The sequence below is a fragment of the Acinetobacter sp. CY73 genome, assembly GCF_059515865.1.
In genome coordinates this window covers 189,430-207,047 of sequence record NZ_JCAKMZ010000002.1, presented here as the reverse complement: position 1 = coordinate 207,047, position 17,618 = coordinate 189,430, and the positions used below count along the sequence as shown (strand labels likewise).

The following is a 17,618-nucleotide window of genomic DNA, read 5'->3' as shown; positions in this document are numbered from 1 at the left end:
ATAGCTTAACTTCAATGAAATCAAATAACAGCCATGGAAATGACAACAATGCAATCAGGTGCAATCCGTCCAATTAATAATATGTTACCGCGTAAACTTTTTAATGCCGAACATGAAGCATTCCGAGATACTGTTAGAAAATTCTATGAAAAAGAAGTGGTTCCAAATATTGCAAAATACGAAGAGCAACAACACGTTGATCGTGACCTTTGGAATAAAGCAGGTGAAATGGGGCTGCTTTGTACTACGATGCCTGAAGAATACGGTGGTTACGGTGTAGACCGTCTTTACAGTATGATTTTGATTGAAGAACAAGCTTATGCGATGGACTCATCAACAGGTTTTTCTCTGCATTCAGATATCGTTGCCAATTACCTCAATAACTTTGCCAATGAAGAGCAAAAAAAATATTGGTTACCTAAAATGGCTTCAGGCGAGGTGGTCACGTCAATTGCAATGACCGAACCCGGTACAGGATCGGATTTACAAGCGGTGCGTACTTCTGCTGTGCTTGATGGCGATGAATACGTGATCAATGGTTCCAAAATCTTTATCACCAATGGTTATCTTTGCGATATGTCGATTGTGGTATGCAAAACAGGCAATAATGAAAAAGGTTCGGCGAATCTTTCCTTATTTATTGTTGAGGCAAACCGTCCTGGATTTACCAAAGGTAAACCGCTGAATAAGATTGGTATGAAGGGGCAAGATACTTGTGAACTCTTCTTTGACAATGTCCGTGTTCCAAAAGAAAACCTCATTGGTATGGAAGGCATGGGCTTCATTATGCTTATGAAAGAACTGGCATGGGAACGTATGCTGGTGGCGATTATTTGCCAAGCGGGTGCTGAAGCGGCATTCGCTCATACCGTACAATATACGAAAGATCGTAAAGCATTCGGTAAGACCATTAATAGTTTCCAAAATACTCGTTTTAAGCTTGCTGAATTACGTACGGAAATCGATTTCTGTCGTGCTTATTTGGATCGCTGTATGGAGCTACAAATTGATGGTGATTTAGGGGTTGATGCTGCCGCTGCTGCAAAATATAAAATTTCAGATATGTTCTCAAAAGTCGTCGATGAATGTTTACAACTTCATGGTGGATACGGGTTTATGCTTGAATATCCAATTGCACGTGCTTATATCGATAACCGTGCAAACCGTATTTATGCAGGAACCAATGAAATCATGAAAGAATTGATTTCACGTACGCTATAAATTCTGCAAAATAAAGAAGGAACCTTATGGCTCCTTTTTATCGTGGACTAATTGAATAGCTACTTAAGATACAAGTTTAGGCTTACGATTATCTTCTGCGGTGCGCTTATGGAATTTTAAAATACCATCATCAAAACGTGCATTTTTCAATTCTTTCCGATCTGCTAAATAGTTATGGGTCGCCATCCAAGGTGCTTTGGTACCTTGTTTTGGTAGTTGATCTGCTGCACGTGCAATATAGCCCGAACTCATCTCACCCATCACTGTTTCTTCTAACATCGCTGAATGATCCGTCGGCGCGATCACTTCATCATAGCCCTTTTGGTCCATATATTTGAATAAACGGCATATATAATCCGCAACCACATCGACCTTCAATGTCCATGATGCATTCACATAGCCGATCACCATCGCCATGTTTGGTACATCACTTACCATCACACCGTTGTACAACATATGTTCGCTGGTATTTAGAGGTTTATGATCCACAGTCGCCTTAATACCACCCATAATTTGGATTTCCAAACCGGTTGCAGAAACAATAATATCTGCATCCAAATGCTGACCAGATTTTAATTGAATACCCGATTCTGTAAATTTATCAATTTCATCCGTCTCAACACTGGCTTTACCTGTACGTAAAATTTTGAAAAGATCACCATCAGGAACAACACATAAACGTTGATCCCATGGATTATAGCTAGGTGTAAAGTGTTTCATATCCACTTTGCCTTTTAATTGCATTTCAATCGATTTCAAAAGTAATTTACGAACAAGCTGTGGCTGTTTTTTCGATAATGCAAAAATGCCACGTTGCATCCCGATATTACGCGCACGAGTAAATTTATACGCCATATCTTCTGACATAAATTTACGGGTTTTATCATATACAAAATCGATAGAAGGAATCGAAGCAATATAAGTAGGCGAGCGTTGTAACATGGTCACATGACCAGCTCCACCTTTTGCCATTGCAGGAACTAAAGTAATTGCTGTCGCACCACTGCCAATAATCACGACTTTTTTACCTGTGTAATCTAAGTTTTCAGGCCAAAATTGTGGGTGAATCAGTTGTCCTTTGAATGCTTCCTGATTTGGAAAATCAGGCTGGAAGCCTTGATCATAATTATAATAACCCGTACAACCTAGAACAAAATTAGCAATCCAAGTTTGAGTTTTTTGATTTGCATCTTCAATTTTAACATGCCATTTTTTGGTTGCAGAATCATAATTTGCAGCGACTACACGATGATTAAAGTGAATTTTTTCTTTTAATTTGTATTCATCTACAACTTCACCAATATAACCTTTAATCGATTCGCCATCGGCAAGTACATTAGAATTACGCCATGGTTTAAAATTAAAACCAAAGGTCGACATATCTGAATCAGAACGAATTCCAGGGTATTTAAATAGGTCCCAAGTACCGCCAAAACTCGCACGTCGTTCAATAATATCAAATTGACGATTTGGATTATTTTTTGATAAATGAGCTGCAATACCTATTCCAGAGATACCAGCGCCAACAATGAGAATATCAACTTGCTTTTCCATTTCTTTTTATAACCTCTTATATGAACAATTTTATTAAAACACAATTCTGACAATACACAATGTCAGTTTTAAATATTTATTGTTTTTTTCATGTCAATTTGGGTCAATAAAATATATTGTCTAACAATACCCATAAAAAAAGACCAGCTAAAAGCTGGTCTTTTTTTGAACAACAACTGTCGTTCTTGCGAAATTATTTAACTTCGCGATCTACTAGCTCAACGTAAGCCATCGGTGCAGCATCACCTGCACGGAAGCCCGCTTTAAGAACACGTAGATAGCCGCCGTTACGTTCTTTGTAACGAGGGCCAAGAACTGTAAATAATTTACCTACAGTTGCAGCTGAACGAGTACGAGCAAACGCTAAACGACGGTTTGCTACAGAATCGACTTTAGCTAAAGTGATTAAAGGCTCAGCAACACGACGTAATTCTTTCGCTTTAGGAACAGTAGTTTTAATTAACTCATGTTCGAACAAAGAATTAGCCATGTTTTGGAACATCGCTTTACGATGACTGCTTGTACGGCCTAATTTCACACCACTATTACGATGACGCATGGTGATAGTCCTACTTAATTAACGGCTACGATAAGCAAAGCGATCGTCCATACGGAGGCTAGCCGGTGGCCAGTTCTCTAAACGCATGCCCAATTGCAAAGCTTTCGATGCCAGAACATCTTTAATCTCAGTCAACGATTTTTTACCTAAGTTAGGAGTTTTAAGCAACTCAACTTCAGTACGTTGAACAAGATCACCGATGTAGTAAATATTTTCTGCTTTCAAACAGTTAGCAGAACGAACAGTAAGCTCTAGATCATCTACTGGACGAAGCAAGATTGGATCAACTTCTTCACGAGGTTCTTGAGCAACTGGAGCTTGATCTTTCTGAAGATCAACAAAAATTGCAATTTGTTGTTGCAAGATTGTTGCCGCTTTACGGATTGCTTCTTCTGGATCTACAGTACCATTTGTTTCAAGATCAATGACCAACTTGTCAAGATCTGTACGTTGTTCAACACGAGCGTTTTCCACTGTGTAAGAAACACGTTTGATTGGGCTATAAGAAGCATCTAATTGTAAACGACCCACTGGGCGAGTTTCGCCTTCAGGGAAGCGTGAATCAGAAGTTTCATAACCACGACCTTGAACAACTTTCAAGCGCATTTTTAATGAGCCTGAAGCACTTAATGTGCCGATCAAGTGTTCTGGGTTGATCACTTCAACATTATGAGGTAAACGAAGGTCAGCTGCAGTTACGTCACCTGCCCCTTGTTTCTCTAATGTTAAATATGCTTCATTTTGATCGAACAGCTTAATAGACAATCCTTTAAGGTTCAGCAAGAGCTCGACGATGTCCTGCTGCAAGCCTTCTAAAGTACTGTACTCGTGCTCGACGCCTTCGATTTCAACTTCTACCACAGCAGCGCCAGGTAAAGAAGATAAAAGAATGCGACGTAAAGCATTACCTAGAGTATGGCCAAAGCCACGCTCTAATGGTTCTAGAATCACTTTTGCCGAGGTCCCGCTTGCCGCTTCGACCTTGATCGCTTGCGGAGTGAGAAACTCGTTTGCAGTACGCGTCATTATTGCTACCTCAAGGATTATTTAGAATACAATTCAACAATCAAGCTTTCGTTGATTTCAGCAGGTAAATCAGAACGATCAGGTGCAGATTTGAATGTACCTTCTAACTTAGATGAATCAATTTCCATCCAAGAAGGAGTACCACGTTGAGCAGCTAATTCAATTGCGTTTTTAATACGTAATTGTTGTTTAGAGCTCTCGTGTACTGCAATCACGTCACCAGCTTTAACTTGGATTGAAGCGATGTTAACGCGACGACCATTTAAAGTGATTGAACGGTGAGATACAAGCTGACGAGCTTCTGCACGTGTAGAACCAAAGCCCATACGATAAACGACGTTATCAAGACGGCTTTCAAGCAATTTCAACAAGTTTTCACCTGTTGCGCCTTTAACACGAGCAGCTTCTTTATAGTAGTTACTAAATTGACGCTCTAAAACACCGTACATACGACGTACTTTTTGTTTTTCACGTAATTGTAGTGAATACTCAGATTGTTTGCTGCCACGAGCCCCGCCATGTTGGCCAGGAGCTTTAGCATGTTTTTTAGTTTTAACATCAAACGGTTTAACGCCTGATTTAAGTTGCAGGTCTGTCCCTTCGCGGCGAGAGAGTTTGCATTTTGGACCAATATAACGAGCCATGAATGATTCTCCTTAGACGCGACGTTTTTTAGGTGGACGGCAACCGTTGTGCGGGATTGGAGTCACATCGGTAATGCTATTAATTTTATAACCCACTGCACCTAAAGCACGAACCGCAGATTCACGACCTGGACCAGGACCTTTAACAAGGACATCCAAGTTTTTCAAACCGTAGTCCAAAGCTGCTTTACCAGCAACTTCAGCAGCTACCTGAGCAGCGAACGGAGTTGATTTACGTGATCCACGGAAGCCTTGTCCACCTGAAGTGGCCCAAGCCAGTGCATTACCTTGACGATCGGTAATAGTCACAATGGTGTTATTAAAAGAAGCGTGAATGTGTGCAACACCTTCAGAGACGGTACGAGTGACCTTCTTGCGTGCGCGTGTATCTTTAGCCATCTTTTAGCTTCCAGAAATCTTATTTCTTAATCGGTTTGCGCGGACCTTTACGGGTACGTGCGTTAGTTTTGGTGCGTTGTCCGCGGACAGGCAAGCTGCGACGATGACGAAGACCGCGGTAGCAGCCTAAATCCATTAAACGTTTGATGTTCATGGAAATTTCGCGACGTAAATCACCTTCGGTAGGAACCTTAGTAACTTCTGCACGAATCGCATCAAGCTGAGCATCATCTAATTCACGAATCTTAGTAGTAGTAGCGATACCAACAGCAGCTAAGATGTTCTTAGCAGTGTGACGGCCAATACCAAAGATATACGTAAGAGAGATAACAGCATGCTTGTTATCCGGAATGTTTACACCGGCAATACGAGCCATTCATTTTCTCCAAAAAGGCAGCAAAGATAATCAACCGCCCGACAAAATCTTGAGGGGCGGATAATAACCTAATTAGCCTACTGAAATCAACAGGTCTTGATCAGATTAACCTTGACGCTGCTTATGACGAGGTTCTGCGCTGCAAATTACGCGAATAACCCCATTACGACGGATAACTTTACAGCTACCACAAATTTTCTTTACAGAAGCTTGAACTTTCATAACGAAACCTTCTAAGTGCGCTTATCCCTTAGGATGAGCAGTCGTTTTACTCATTAGCGTCTGATTATCATACTGACGTGATGTGAGATGAGCTTGTAGCTGAGCCATAAAGTCCATCACAACAACAACCACGATTAACAATGATGTACCACCAAGGTGGAAAGGAATACCAAATGAACTTTGCAGTACCATCGGCATTAAACACACAACTGTAATATAGATTGCGCCAATAAAAGTCAAACGACTAAGAATATGATCTAAATAACGAGCAGTTTGCTCACCTGGGCGAATACCAGGTACATAAGCTCCACTACGCTTTAAATTTTCAGAAACTTCTTTAGGACTGAATACTAATGCCGTATAGAAGTAACAGAAGAATATAATGAGCGCACCGAAAAGCACCAAATACAACGGTTGTCCAGGCGACAAAACTAATGCCAAATCTTGTAGTGTACGCTTTACAATTCCTGCACTAGGATCAGAACTACCTAACCATTGACCTAAACTCGCAGGGAACAACAATAACGAACTAGCGAAAATTGCTGGAATCACCCCTGCCATGTTAATTTTCAATGGCAAATGCGTCTGTTGTGCAGTAAATACTCGACGACCTTGCTGCTTTTGAGCATAGTTAACAGGTATACGACGTTGTGCCTTTTCAATAAACACAATAGCTGCCAAAACAGCCAAAGATAATAAACCAAAAACTGCTATACCAATTAGGCTGGACTGACCATTTTCCACAAGGGTAAATGACTGTACGACCATGCTTGGCAAACCAGCAACAATCCCTGCAAAAATGATCATCGAGATACCATTACCAACACCACGTTCGGTAATTTGCTCTCCTAACCACATGAGGAACATGGTACCCGCAACTAAAGAAGTTAGCGCTGGAATGTAAAAAGCAAGACCAGAAGTAAAGGTAATTCCTTGACTAATGAGTCCTGCACACATCCCAATACCTTGCACCAAAGCAAGAAATAAGGTGCCGTAGCGAGTATATTGGTTAATCTTACGTTTGCCCTGCTCGCCCTCTTTCTTTAATGCTTCTAGCGATGGGACTACCGATGACATCAACTGCACAATAATAGATGCAGAAATGTACGGCATAATCCCTAACGCAAGAATGGACATTCGTTCCAATGCCCCGCCAGAAAACATATTAAACAGGCCGAGGAATGTACCCTCATTGGCTTGGAAAAAACGTTCTAAAGCGACATTATCAATACCTGGCAGCGGAATATGCGCTCCTAGTCGAAAGACAACCAACGCAGCTACCAAAAATAACAAACGTTGAATGATTTCACGGTACTTCACGTGAAATGGTTGCCCCTTCATCATGTGAACATGACCTGTAGAACTAGGAGACATAGACACTCGCGATTACTCCTCGACTTTACCGCCAGCAGCTTCAACAGCAGCTTTAGCGCCTTTAGTCAATGCAACACCTTGAACAGTGAACGCACGAGTGATTTCACCAGAAAGAACAATACGAGCACGAATCATATCTTTACGTACAACGTTTGCCGCTTTCAAAGTTTCCAAAGTAACGATATCGCCTTCAACTTTTGCAAGTTCAGACAAACGTACTTCAGCAGTTTTCAATGCCAATTGGCTAGTGAAACCGAATTTAGGCAAACGACGATATAACGCAGTTTGACCGCCTTCGAAACCAGGACGTGTACCACCGCTCTTACGTGAGTTTTGACCTTTGACACCACGGCCACCAGTCTTACCAACGCCAGAACCGATACCACGGCCTAGACGAAGGTTATCACGCTTAGCACCTTCTGCAGGCGCAATTGTATTTAAACGCAGAGTCATGGCTTATTCCTCTACACTAACCATATAGTAGACTTGGTTGATCATACCACGGTTAGAAGGCGTGTCTTGCACTTCAACAGTATGACCAATACGACGCAGACCTAAACCTTTAAGGCTAAGCTTGTGATTTTTCAAGCGATGCGATGAAGATTTAGTCTGGGTAACTTTAATCGTTTTCATGATTGATTACCCTTGAATTTGTTCTACTGAAAGACCACGTTTCGCAGCAACCTTCTCAGGAGAAGTCATATCACGCAAACCTTTGAAAGTTGCGTTTACTACGTTAGCAGCGTTAGTAGAACCATAACATTTAGCAAGTACGTTGTGTACACCAGCTGCTTCTAGAACGGCACGCATTGCGCCACCAGCAATTACGCCAGTACCTTCAGAGGCAGGTTGCATGTAAACACGGCTTGCACCATGACGAGCATTCACAGGGTGTTGCAGAGTAGTACCTGCAAGATCAACAGTGATCATGTTGCGACGAGCAGCTTCAAGTGCTTTAGAAATAGCAGCTGGAACCTCACGTGCTTTACCACGACCAAAACCTACGCGACCATTACCATCGCCCACAACTGTTAATGCTGTGAAAGAGAAGATACGACCACCCTTAACAACTTTGGCTACACGATCAACGGCAACCAGCTTTTCAACAAGACCTTCGTTTTGTTCAACTTTAGCCATGATTAGAACTCCAAGCCGTTTTCACGAGCAGCATCAGCCAAGGCTTTGATACGACCATGATATTTGAAACCAGAACGGTCAAATGCAACTTTAGTTACGCCAGCTGCCTTAGCACGCTCTGCGATTAAAGCACCTACTTTAGTTGCAGCATCAACGTTACCAGTTGAACCAGCACGTAAAGTAGCATCTAAAGTTGAAGCTTGCGCTAAAACTTTGCCACCATCTGCTGAGATAACTTGAGCATAGATGTGACGCGGAGTGCGGTTTACACACAAACGAGTCGCACCCAATGCACGGATGTGCAAGCGTGTGCTTTTCGCACGACGCAAACGGGTTTGTTTCTTTTCGTTCATAAGAACCTCGCGCCTTATTTCTTCTTAGCTTCTTTACGAAGAACAACTTCATCCGAATAACGAACACCTTTACCTTTATACGGCTCTGGTGGACGGTATCCACGGATATCTGCAGCTACTTGACCCAACATATGTTTGCTTGCTGATTTCAAAACGATTTCAGTAGCAGTTGGAGTTTCAGCAGTTACACCTTCAGGAAGTTTATAATCAACTGGGTGAGAAAAACCTAAGTTAAGATGAACAGTATCACCTTTAACAGCAGCTTTATAACCAACACCAATTAACTGTAACTTACGTTCGAAACCTTCGCTTACACCTTTCACAAGGTTGTTAAGCATAGCGCGAGCAGTACCAGCTTGCATCCAAGCGTCTTTCGACTCTGTTTTAGGAGCAATCTGAAGTGTACCTTCTTCCTGATTAAGCTCGACCAGCGCATGCAGGTTGAAAGACAATGTACCTTTGCTGCCTTTCACTTCGACCTGCCGGCCGTTCTGAGTAACTGTTACACCGTTAGGTACAGTTACTGGGGCTTTAGCCACACGAGACATGAGGAATCACCTATTAAGAAACAAAAGCAACAACTTCACCACCGATACCTGCAGCACGTGCAGCGCGATCAGTCATGATGCCTTTGCTTGTAGAAACAATTGCAATACCTAAACCTTGCTTAACGCTTGGAAGTGCATCTTTACCGCGATATTGACGTAGACCTGGACGGCTTACGCGTTTCACAGTTTCGATAACTGGTTTGCCTTCGAAATATTTTAAAGTAATCGTTAACGTAGGTTTGCCTTCGTTTTCAGCAACCGCTACATCAGCGATATAACCCTCTTGTTGAAGAACGTTTGCAATAGCAACCTTCAACTTAGAGTTAGGCATAGAAACAGTTTGTTTCTTCGCCATTTGTGCGTTACGAACACGTGTTAGCATGTCGGCAACGGTATCTTGCATACTCATTTATAGTCGCTCCTTACCAGCTTGCCTTAACAACGCCCGGTACATCACCTTGCATTACTGTTTCACGTAATTTGTTACGGCTTAGACCGAACTTACGGAAGTAACCATGAGGACGACCAGTTAAACCACAACGGTTACGAAGACGTACTGGAGACGCATTACGTGGTAATGCTTGAAATTTCATCATCGCTTCGAAACGCTCTTCGTCGCTCGCATTTACGTTTGCAATAATCGCCTTTAATTCAGCGCGTTTTGCAGCGTATTTAGCAACAGTAGCTTCGCGTTTCAATTCGCGATTAATCATACCTTTCTTAGCCATATCGACCTCTTATTTGAACGGGAAGCCGAATGCACGCATAAGCGCACGGCCTTCGTCATCGGTGCGAGCAGTCGTAGTAATAGTAATATCCATACCACGAATACGATCAATCTTATCAAAGTCGATTTCAGGGAACATGATTTGTTCCTTTAAACCCATTGAATAGTTACCACGACCATCAAATGATTTCGCAGAAAAACCGCGGAAGTCACGAATACGAGGGATCGCGATAGAGATCAAACGGTCTAAGAATTCGTACATACGTTCGCCGCGTAAAGTCACTTTACAACCAATCGGCCAACCATCACGGATTTTGAAACCAGCGATAGATTTGCGAGCTAATGTAAGAACTGGTTTTTGACCAGCAATTGCTTGCATATCTGAAAGAGCGCCATCTAACAATTTCTTGTCAGCAGAAGCAGCACCAACACCCATGTTGATGGTAATTTTTGTGATGCGTGGAATTTCCATCACATTCTTAACGCCCAAAGTTTCTAACAATTGAGCTTTAAGTTCGTCGTTATAACGTGTTTTAAGTCTGGCCATAGCCTAATTCAACCTATTACTTCGCTACCGCCACTGATTCACCATTAGATTTGAATACGCGAGTTTTCACGCCTTCTACTACTTGGTAACCAACACGGTCAGCCTTTTGGGTTGTAGCATTAAAAATTGCCACGTTAGAGATATGAAGCGAAGCTTCTTGTGTAACGACAGCGCCTTCAGCACCTGTTGCACGATTAGGCTTTTGATGCTTCTTAACCAAATTCAAGCCTTCAACAAGAACACGGTCATTCGAAACAGACAAAACAGAACCCTGTTTGCCTTTTTCTTTACCTGCGATCACAATTACTTGATCGCCTTTTTTAATCTTAGCCATGATTGCCTCTATTATAGAACTTCAGGAGCCAATGAAATGATTTTCATGAACTGTTCAGTACGAAGTTCACGAGTCACTGGTCCGAAAATACGAGTAGCAATCGGAGCTTTGTTGTTGTTTAAAATAACAGCAGCGTTGTCATCAAAACGGATCACAGAACCGTCTGGACGACGAATGCCGAATTTTGTACGTACAACAACTGCATTCATCACGTCACCTTTTTTAACACGGCCACGTGGAATTGCTTCTTTTACAGTAACTTTAATAATGTCGCCAACAGAAGCATAACGACGATGTGAACCACCTAGTACTTTGATACATTGTACGCGGCGAGCACCACTGTTGTCTGCTACGTCGAGCATACTTTCGGTCTGAATCATTGCCCTACTCCAAAACCGAGCATCACCGGTCACATTTTCGAAAGGCTCAAAGAGTACTCGAAATTGACCGATGATGCAACAAGAACGTTAATTACTCAGCTGCAGCTTCAATTACTTCAACTAAAGTCCATGACTTAGTTTTAGACATTGGGCGGCATTCTTTAATGGTTACAACGTCGCCAGCTTTAGCAGTGTTGTTCTCATCATGAGCGTGTAATTTTGTTGAACGGCGAATCGATTTGCCATACAACGGATGTTGAACGCGGCGTTCGATAAGAACAACGATAGACTTATCCATCTTGTCGCTTACTACTTTACCTGTTAACGTGCGAACTGTTTGCTCACTCATTGTGCGTTCTCCTGTTTTTCGGTAAGGAGGGTCTTGATGCGAGCAATTGTCTTACGAGTAAGCGCAACTTCATGCGATTTACCCAATTGACCAGTTGATTTCGCCATGCGAAGACGGAATTGGTTCAACTGTTGCTCATCAAGCAAAGCTGTCAATTCTTCTACCGACTTTTCACGTAGATCTTTAATATTCATTACATTACCGTCCGAGTCACGATAGTGGTTTTAAACGGTAGTTTAGCAGCAGCAAGCTTGAAAGCTTCTGTAGCCAATTCTTCGTTAACACCATCAATTTCGTACAAGACTTTACCTGGTTTGATTTGACAAACCCAGTATTCCACCGAACCTTTACCTTTACCCATACGCACTTCAAGAGGCTTAGAGGTAATTGGTTTGTCTGGGAAAACACGGATAAAGATTTTACCACCACGTTTAATACGACGGCTGATTGTACGACGCGCTGCTTCAATTTGACGCGCAGTCATTTGACCACGTTCAATTGATTTAAGAGCGATTGTACCAAAAGATACAGTGCTACCGCGGTGAGCTAGACCAGTGTTACGGCCTTTCTGCACTTTACGGAATTTTGTACGTTTAGGTTGCAACATGGTTTATTCTCCTTTTTCAGCAGAACGATCATTGCGACGACCACGACGCTCTTGACCTTCACCACGACCGCGACCGCGTTTAGCTGGACGATCTTCAGCAGGAGCAGGGTTCATGACTTGTTTCATGCCACCTAAGATCTCACCACGGAAAATCCACACTTTAACGCCGATCGTACCGTAAGTAGTTTCAGCACGTACTGAAGTGTAGTCGATGTCAGCACGAAGTGTATGCAAAGGCACACGACCTTCACGATACCACTCAGTACGAGCAATCTCTGCACCACCAAGACGACCAGAAACTTCAACTTTAATACCTTTAGCACCAGAACGCATAGAGTTCTGAACCGCACGCTTCATAGCACGACGGAACATTACACGTTTTTCTAATTGAGAAGCGATAGCTTCACCAACTAGACGAGCGTCTAAGTCTGGGCGATCGATTTCGTTGATGCTTACTTGCGCAGGAACACCCATAATAGATGTTAATTCGCGTTGTAATTTCTCAATGTCTTCGCCTTTTTTACCGATTACGATACCAGGACGAGCAGTGCTAATAGTAACTTTAGCAGCGCCAGTAGGACGTTCGATAAGAATATTGCTCACCATCGCATTCTTAAGTTTTTTGTTCAAAAACTCACGAACTTGAAGATCTTTAAGCAAGTATTCAGCATATTGTTTCGGACTCGCGTACCAGTTAGCGTTATGACGTTTCACAACACCTAGGCGGATACCGATTGGATGAACCTTCTGACCCATATCAAACCCCTACCTTAACGGTGATGTGACAAGTACGCTTAGTAATACGATCTGCACGGCCTTTAGCACGTGGCAAAATACGTTTCAGGCTAGTGCCTTCATCAACGTAGATCGTAGAAACTTTAAGGTCGTCTACATCTAAACTGTTATTGTGTTCAGCGTTAGCAATCGCAGATTCCAAAGCTTTTTTAACTAAAACTGCAGCTTTTTTGTTGCTGAAGTTTAAGATGTTAAGCGCGTGAGCAACTGATTTGCCACGGATTAAATCTGCAACTAAACGAGTTTTTTGTGCCGAGATAGCGGCACCGCGTAATTTAGCAGTAACTTCCATCATAGCACCTTAACGTTTAGACTTCTTGTCAACACCGTGACCACGATAGGTACGAGTTGGCGCGAATTCACCGAGTTTATGACCAACCATATGTTCAGATACAATCACTGGAACATGGTTACGGCCATTATGGACAGAAATTGTTAAACCAACAAAATCCGGGAGGATCATCGAACGACGCGACCAAGTTTTGATCGGCTTACGGTTATTAGCCGCGATAGCCGCTTCAACCTTAGCGAACAAGTGCGCATCGACGAATGGGCCTTTTTTCAGAGAACGAGGCATTGTCAGATTCCTTTACTTGTTACTTAACGCGACGGTCGCGAATGATCATCTTAGTCGTACGCTTATTGGTACGTGTTTTGTACCCTTTAGCTTTTTGACCCCATGGGCTTACAGGTTGAATACCTTTGTTACGCCCTTCACCACCACCATGTGGATGGTCAACTGGGTTCATCGCCATACCACGAACGGTAGGACGAACACCACGCCAGCGAGCTGCACCAGCTTTACCGAGTGAACGAAGGTTGCTTTCTTGGTTAGAAACTTCACCAAGAACTGCACGGCATTCAACGTGAATTTTACGCATCTCGCCTGAACGTAGACGAACAATAGCGTAAGAACCGTCACGACCCAACAACTGAACTGAAGTACCAGCTGAACGAGCGAGTTGCGCGCCTTTACCGATTTTAAGTTCGATGTTGTGAAGAGTAGAACCGATAGGCATGTTGCGAAGTGGTAAGCAGTTACCTGGACGAATTGGAGCATCGTTACCAGACTGTACTTTATCACCAGCGCGAAGGCCTTTAGGAGCGATGATATAACGACGCTCACCATCAGCATACAATACAAGTGCAATGTGTGCAGTACGGTTAGGATCGTATTCGATACGCTCTACAGTTGCAGGAATACCATCTTTGTTACGTTTGAAGTCAACAATACGGTAGTTCTGCTTATGACCGCCACCTACGTGACGAGTCGTGATGTGACCGTTATTATTACGACCACCAGTACGTTTTTTAGCTTCAACCAACGGAGCATACGGAGCGCCTTTGTGAAGATGGTCGTGAACGACTTTCTCTACAAAGCGACGTCCTGGAGACGTTGGCTTACATTTTTGAATAGGCATAATTCTCGTCCTTATTCCGCTGTGCTTTCAGCGGTATCGCCCAAGTCAGCCATTTCAACATCTTGGCCAGCTTTCAGGGTGACGTATGCTTTTTTAACATCAGAACGACGTCCTAATGTTTTACCAAAGCGTTTAGTCTTACCTTTAGTGATAGTCGTGTTAACTTTAACAACTTCTACACCAAACAATTGTTCAACTGCTTTTTTGATTTCAAGTTTGTTTGCGTTGATCGCAACTTTAAAAACTTGAACACCAGCAGTCTCACCTAAAACTTGAGCTTTTTCTGAGAATACAGGTCCTTGTAGGACTTGATAGATACGTTCGTTGTTCATCCGAGTTCTACCTCAATTTTCTTAGCAGCAGCTACAGACATAACAACTTTGTCAAACGCAATCAAGCTAACAGGATCGATTGCAGCAGCATCAACCACATCTACATGTGGAATGTTACGAGCAGCAAGATACAAGTTCTCATCAACAGCATCTGTAACGATCAAAGCGCGAGTCGCATTTAAGTCGTTAAGTTTTGCAAGCAATTCTTTAGTTTTTGGAGCAGCAACAGCAAACTCTTCCACTAAAACTAAGCGATCTTGACGAACAAGTTCAGCTAGGATGCATTGCATAGCACCGCGATACATTTTACGGTTTACTTTTTGAGACCAGTCTTGTGGACGAGCAGCAAAAGTTTTACCACCGCCAACCCAGATTGGGCTACGAATAGAACCAGCACGTGCGCGGCCAGTACCTTTTTGACGGAATGGTTTTTTACCACCGCCAGATACATCACCACGTGATTTTTGAGCTTTAGAACCCTGACGACCACCAGCTAAATAAGCTGTAACAACTTGGTGCACAAGAGCTTCATTAAACTCACGCCCGAAAGCAACTTCAGACAATTCAACAGCAGAGCCGGAAACAGTATTTAAATTCACAATATTTCCCCTCAAGCCTTGATCGTAGGACGAACAGTAACGTCACCACCAGTAGCACCAGGGACTGCACCCTTAACTACTAGAACTGAACGTTCAGTATCGATAGCAACGATCTCAAGACCCTGTGTAGTTACACGTTCAGCACCTAAATGGCCAGCCATTTTTTTGCCTTTGAACACGCGACCAGGAGTCTGGTTTTGACCTGTAGAACCTAAAACACGGTGAGAAACTGAGTTACCGTGAGTAGCATCTTGCGTACGGAAGTTCCAACGCTTAACACCACCTTGGAAACCTTTACCTTTAGAAGTACCAGTTACGTCAACAATTTGACCAACTGTGAACAACTCAACAGTAAGAGAACCACCAACTTCACGACCTTCAAGCTCAGCTTCTGAAACGCGGAATTCTTGAACTAAACGACCAGCAGCAACACCCGCTTTAGCGAAGTGACCTTTCTGAGGGTTAGTTACGCGAGATTCGCGACGTTCACCAGTAGTGATTTGAATCGCTTGATAACCATCAGTTTCAAGCGTTTTGATTTGAGTGATGCGGTTAGGATCAACCTCAATCACTGTAACAGGTACAGAAACACCAGCATCTGTAAAGATACGAGTCATACCGCACTTGCGACCGACTAAACCAATAGCCATGTGCATAAACCTCTAAAAAAGCGGCTTAATTAACTTAAAACGTTAATTAACCGAAAGCCTTAACCCAATGCGATCTGAACATCAACACCAGCTGCAAGATCCAACTTCATCAACGCGTCAACAGTTTTATCTGTAGGCTGAACGATATCGATCAAACGCTTGTAAGTACGGATTTCATACTGATCACGCGCGTCTTTGTTAACGTGCGGTGATGTTAGAACGTTAAAACGTTCGATGCGAGTTGGCATCGGGATTGGACCACAAACTTGTGCGCCAGTACGTTTTGCTGTTTCTACGATCTCTTGAGAAGATTGATCAATTAGACGATGATCAAAAGACTTCAAACGGATACGGATTCTCTGGTTAGACATACCAGTAAACTCCAAGCCAAAATATATAAAGAATCACCCATGACGCATCTCCCCCTATTCAAAACAAGGCGAGTGTCAAAGGCAGTGAAAATCACTAAGGTCATGATCGATGCCACGACTGTAACGACCTAAACAACATTCAGCGTTGTTTAGCCCTCAATATTTAAGGGTCGCCCATTATAACGATTGTTTAACTGTTAAGCAAACCTATTTGGCGATTTATTTTAAACATAGCCCTTATGAAATATCTATTTACTGGTATACGAAAGCAGCACTTTATGCACTTAGAACATAGTCAATTGCATCATTTAAAAATTGGTTGCCTGGTTTAAACTGTGTTGTTTTACTTTTTCTGAGCAGCTCTAATGGTTGTACAAAAGATCCTCTAAAGGTGTGATCATGCTCCTCATTATCAATAAAAGATTGCAAGACTTGCGGGGTTATTTCTGGATGAAATTGAAAACCAAGTACATTACGCCCGATTTGATACATTTGATTTGCACATACTTTGTTCTCAAGTAGGCGTACCCCCCCTTTCGGTATTTCAAAGGTTTCACTATGCCAGTGCATCACGGTAAGTTTTTCTGGCACACAAAAATATTCACCATTGACTGTATGACTTCGACTGACTTCAAACCACCCTAACTCTTGTTCTGAATTACGACTCACATTTGCCCCTAAAGCATTCGCAATGAGCTGACCACCCAAACACAGCCCTATGGCTGGCTTTCCTTGTGATAAATATCGTCTTAACCACCTTTTTTCCACCGTTAACCATGGAAAGTTAGCTTCATCATTAACACTCATCGTACCTCCCATGATGATCAACAGATCTACATCCTTTATTAAAGGTAATGCTTCAATATCTAATGATCGATCTACAGGAAGTGCAAAGAATTCTGTTGCACTTAATTGTGCGCCTTTAGCTATTAAATACTCATAGCAACTGCCAAAACCATCACCTGCAATATGCTGAAAATAATGAACTTTTAAATTTTTCATTCAGATTTTCCTGATCTTTATTATATAAGTACTTTAACTTTGCAAAAATGAAGCCAACCCGATGAAATTTTATTATTTTTAAACAAATCAT

General features: G+C 42.4%; 30 protein-coding genes and 1 pseudogene. 1 reads left to right on the top strand and 30 read right to left on the bottom strand.

Annotated elements, in window-relative coordinates; all coding sequences use genetic code 11:
* Positions 1-48: 48 nt before the first annotated feature.
* On the top strand, positions 49-1,221 hold the full coding sequence (locus tag AC5YD2_RS02385; RefSeq protein ID WP_496124810.1) for an acyl-CoA dehydrogenase family protein: 1,173 nt from the start codon (positions 49-51) through the stop codon (positions 1,219-1,221).
* Positions 1,222-1,284: 63 nt separating this feature from the next.
* Here AC5YD2_RS02385 and AC5YD2_RS02380 read toward each other — a convergent pair whose 3' ends face one another.
* From AC5YD2_RS02380 to AC5YD2_RS02235, 30 genes and pseudogenes are all read right to left on the bottom strand, one after another.
* Complete coding sequence (locus AC5YD2_RS02380) at positions 1,285-2,775, bottom strand: flavin-containing monooxygenase (RefSeq protein ID WP_496124771.1); 1,491 nt, start codon at positions 2,773-2,775, stop codon at positions 1,285-1,287.
* 193 nt (positions 2,776-2,968) lie between these two features.
* On the bottom strand, positions 2,969-3,334 hold the full coding sequence (gene rplQ / locus AC5YD2_RS02375; RefSeq protein ID WP_067726622.1) for a 50S ribosomal protein L17: 366 nt from the start codon (positions 3,332-3,334) through the stop codon (positions 2,969-2,971).
* An 18-nt stretch (positions 3,335-3,352) separates the two neighbouring features.
* Positions 3,353-4,360, bottom strand: coding sequence for a DNA-directed RNA polymerase subunit alpha (locus AC5YD2_RS02370; protein WP_496124770.1), 1,008 nt, complete (start codon positions 4,358-4,360; stop codon positions 3,353-3,355).
* Between the two features lie 17 nt (positions 4,361-4,377).
* Positions 4,378-5,004 carry a 30S ribosomal protein S4 gene (rpsD, locus tag AC5YD2_RS02365; protein ID WP_496124769.1) on the bottom strand — a complete coding sequence of 209 codons (627 nt, stop codon included), beginning with the start codon at positions 5,002-5,004 and terminating at the stop codon, positions 4,378-4,380.
* A gap of 12 nt (positions 5,005-5,016) precedes the next feature.
* Complete coding sequence (rpsK, locus tag AC5YD2_RS02360) at positions 5,017-5,403, bottom strand: 30S ribosomal protein S11 (protein WP_004281491.1); 387 nt, start codon at positions 5,401-5,403, stop codon at positions 5,017-5,019.
* 19 nt (positions 5,404-5,422) lie between these two features.
* Positions 5,423-5,779, bottom strand: coding sequence for a 30S ribosomal protein S13 (gene rpsM, locus AC5YD2_RS02355; protein WP_496124768.1), 357 nt, complete (start codon positions 5,777-5,779; stop codon positions 5,423-5,425).
* Between the two features lie 105 nt (positions 5,780-5,884).
* Entirely contained in the window at positions 5,885-6,001 is a 117-nt protein-coding gene (gene rpmJ, locus AC5YD2_RS02350; protein WP_000867907.1) for a 50S ribosomal protein L36, read from the bottom strand.
* Between the two features lie 21 nt (positions 6,002-6,022).
* Positions 6,023-7,342 carry a preprotein translocase subunit SecY gene (gene secY, locus AC5YD2_RS02345; protein ID WP_496124809.1) on the bottom strand — a complete coding sequence of 440 codons (1,320 nt, stop codon included), beginning with the start codon at positions 7,340-7,342 and terminating at the stop codon, positions 6,023-6,025.
* Between the two features lie 45 nt (positions 7,343-7,387).
* Positions 7,388-7,828, bottom strand: coding sequence for a 50S ribosomal protein L15 (gene rplO, locus AC5YD2_RS02340; protein ID WP_496124767.1), 441 nt, complete (start codon positions 7,826-7,828; stop codon positions 7,388-7,390).
* A 3-nt stretch (positions 7,829-7,831) separates the two neighbouring features.
* Positions 7,832-8,008 (bottom strand): 50S ribosomal protein L30, encoded by a 177-nt coding sequence (gene rpmD / locus AC5YD2_RS02335; RefSeq protein WP_005012961.1) that lies wholly within the window; start codon positions 8,006-8,008, stop codon positions 7,832-7,834.
* Between the two features lie 6 nt (positions 8,009-8,014).
* Positions 8,015-8,512 (bottom strand): 30S ribosomal protein S5, encoded by a 498-nt coding sequence (gene rpsE, locus AC5YD2_RS02330; protein WP_004657688.1) that lies wholly within the window; start codon positions 8,510-8,512, stop codon positions 8,015-8,017.
* Between the two features lie 2 nt (positions 8,513-8,514).
* Positions 8,515-8,865 (bottom strand): 50S ribosomal protein L18, encoded by a 351-nt coding sequence (rplR, locus tag AC5YD2_RS02325; protein ID WP_496124766.1) that lies wholly within the window; start codon positions 8,863-8,865, stop codon positions 8,515-8,517.
* Positions 8,866-8,879: 14 nt separating this feature from the next.
* Positions 8,880-9,413, bottom strand: a complete 534-nt coding sequence (gene rplF / locus AC5YD2_RS02320) for a 50S ribosomal protein L6 (protein WP_496124765.1) — start codon at positions 9,411-9,413, stop codon at positions 8,880-8,882.
* A gap of 13 nt (positions 9,414-9,426) precedes the next feature.
* Positions 9,427-9,822: a 30S ribosomal protein S8 gene (rpsH, locus tag AC5YD2_RS02315; RefSeq protein WP_496124764.1), complete on the bottom strand. Its 396-nt coding sequence runs from the start codon at positions 9,820-9,822 to the stop codon at positions 9,427-9,429.
* Positions 9,823-9,835: 13 nt separating this feature from the next.
* Positions 9,836-10,141, bottom strand: coding sequence for a 30S ribosomal protein S14 (rpsN, locus tag AC5YD2_RS02310; protein ID WP_067762906.1), 306 nt, complete (start codon positions 10,139-10,141; stop codon positions 9,836-9,838).
* A 9-nt stretch (positions 10,142-10,150) separates the two neighbouring features.
* Positions 10,151-10,687, bottom strand: coding sequence for a 50S ribosomal protein L5 (rplE, locus tag AC5YD2_RS02305; protein WP_496124763.1), 537 nt, complete (start codon positions 10,685-10,687; stop codon positions 10,151-10,153).
* Between the two features lie 16 nt (positions 10,688-10,703).
* Positions 10,704-11,021, bottom strand: coding sequence for a 50S ribosomal protein L24 (gene rplX, locus AC5YD2_RS02300; RefSeq protein ID WP_496124762.1), 318 nt, complete (start codon positions 11,019-11,021; stop codon positions 10,704-10,706).
* A gap of 11 nt (positions 11,022-11,032) precedes the next feature.
* Positions 11,033-11,401, bottom strand: a complete 369-nt coding sequence (rplN, locus tag AC5YD2_RS02295) for a 50S ribosomal protein L14 (RefSeq protein ID WP_004725701.1) — start codon at positions 11,399-11,401, stop codon at positions 11,033-11,035.
* Positions 11,402-11,492: 91 nt separating this feature from the next.
* Positions 11,493-11,750: a 30S ribosomal protein S17 gene (rpsQ, locus tag AC5YD2_RS02290; protein ID WP_122899910.1), complete on the bottom strand. Its 258-nt coding sequence runs from the start codon at positions 11,748-11,750 to the stop codon at positions 11,493-11,495.
* Positions 11,747-11,944: a 50S ribosomal protein L29 gene (gene rpmC, locus AC5YD2_RS02285; protein ID WP_496124761.1), complete on the bottom strand. Its 198-nt coding sequence runs from the start codon at positions 11,942-11,944 to the stop codon at positions 11,747-11,749. The genes rpsQ and rpmC overlap by 4 nt, the downstream gene beginning before the upstream one ends.
* Positions 11,944-12,357, bottom strand: coding sequence for a 50S ribosomal protein L16 (gene rplP, locus AC5YD2_RS02280; RefSeq protein ID WP_496124760.1), 414 nt, complete (start codon positions 12,355-12,357; stop codon positions 11,944-11,946). Before rplP ends, rpmC begins: the two co-directional genes overlap by 1 nt.
* Positions 12,297-13,113 (bottom strand): annotated as a pseudogene (gene rpsC, locus AC5YD2_RS02275) (30S ribosomal protein S3). Before rpsC ends, rplP begins: the two are co-directional and overlap by 61 nt.
* A 1-nt stretch (position 13,114) precedes the next feature.
* Positions 13,115-13,444 (bottom strand): 50S ribosomal protein L22, encoded by a 330-nt coding sequence (rplV, locus tag AC5YD2_RS02270; protein ID WP_067762914.1) that lies wholly within the window; start codon positions 13,442-13,444, stop codon positions 13,115-13,117.
* Positions 13,445-13,453: 9 nt separating this feature from the next.
* Positions 13,454-13,729 (bottom strand): 30S ribosomal protein S19, encoded by a 276-nt coding sequence (rpsS, locus tag AC5YD2_RS02265; protein WP_004281508.1) that lies wholly within the window; start codon positions 13,727-13,729, stop codon positions 13,454-13,456.
* Positions 13,730-13,748: 19 nt separating this feature from the next.
* Positions 13,749-14,573 (bottom strand): 50S ribosomal protein L2, encoded by an 825-nt coding sequence (gene rplB / locus AC5YD2_RS02260; RefSeq protein WP_067661646.1) that lies wholly within the window; start codon positions 14,571-14,573, stop codon positions 13,749-13,751.
* An 11-nt stretch (positions 14,574-14,584) separates the two neighbouring features.
* Positions 14,585-14,905 (bottom strand): 50S ribosomal protein L23, encoded by a 321-nt coding sequence (gene rplW, locus AC5YD2_RS02255; protein ID WP_496124759.1) that lies wholly within the window; start codon positions 14,903-14,905, stop codon positions 14,585-14,587.
* Complete coding sequence (gene rplD / locus AC5YD2_RS02250; RefSeq protein WP_005012993.1) at positions 14,902-15,504, bottom strand: 50S ribosomal protein L4; 603 nt, start codon at positions 15,502-15,504, stop codon at positions 14,902-14,904. The genes rplW and rplD overlap by 4 nt, the downstream gene beginning before the upstream one ends.
* A gap of 11 nt (positions 15,505-15,515) precedes the next feature.
* The gene (gene rplC, locus AC5YD2_RS02245; protein WP_496124758.1) at positions 15,516-16,154 is read right to left on the bottom strand and encodes a 50S ribosomal protein L3; all 639 of its coding nucleotides are present in this window, start codon (positions 16,152-16,154) and stop codon (positions 15,516-15,518) included.
* 59 nt (positions 16,155-16,213) lie between these two features.
* The gene (gene rpsJ / locus AC5YD2_RS02240; RefSeq protein ID WP_004725677.1) at positions 16,214-16,525 is read right to left on the bottom strand and encodes a 30S ribosomal protein S10; all 312 of its coding nucleotides are present in this window, start codon (positions 16,523-16,525) and stop codon (positions 16,214-16,216) included.
* Between the two features lie 276 nt (positions 16,526-16,801).
* Positions 16,802-17,527, bottom strand: coding sequence for a type 1 glutamine amidotransferase (locus AC5YD2_RS02235; RefSeq protein WP_496124757.1), 726 nt, complete (start codon positions 17,525-17,527; stop codon positions 16,802-16,804).
* Positions 17,528-17,618 lie beyond the last annotated feature (91 nt).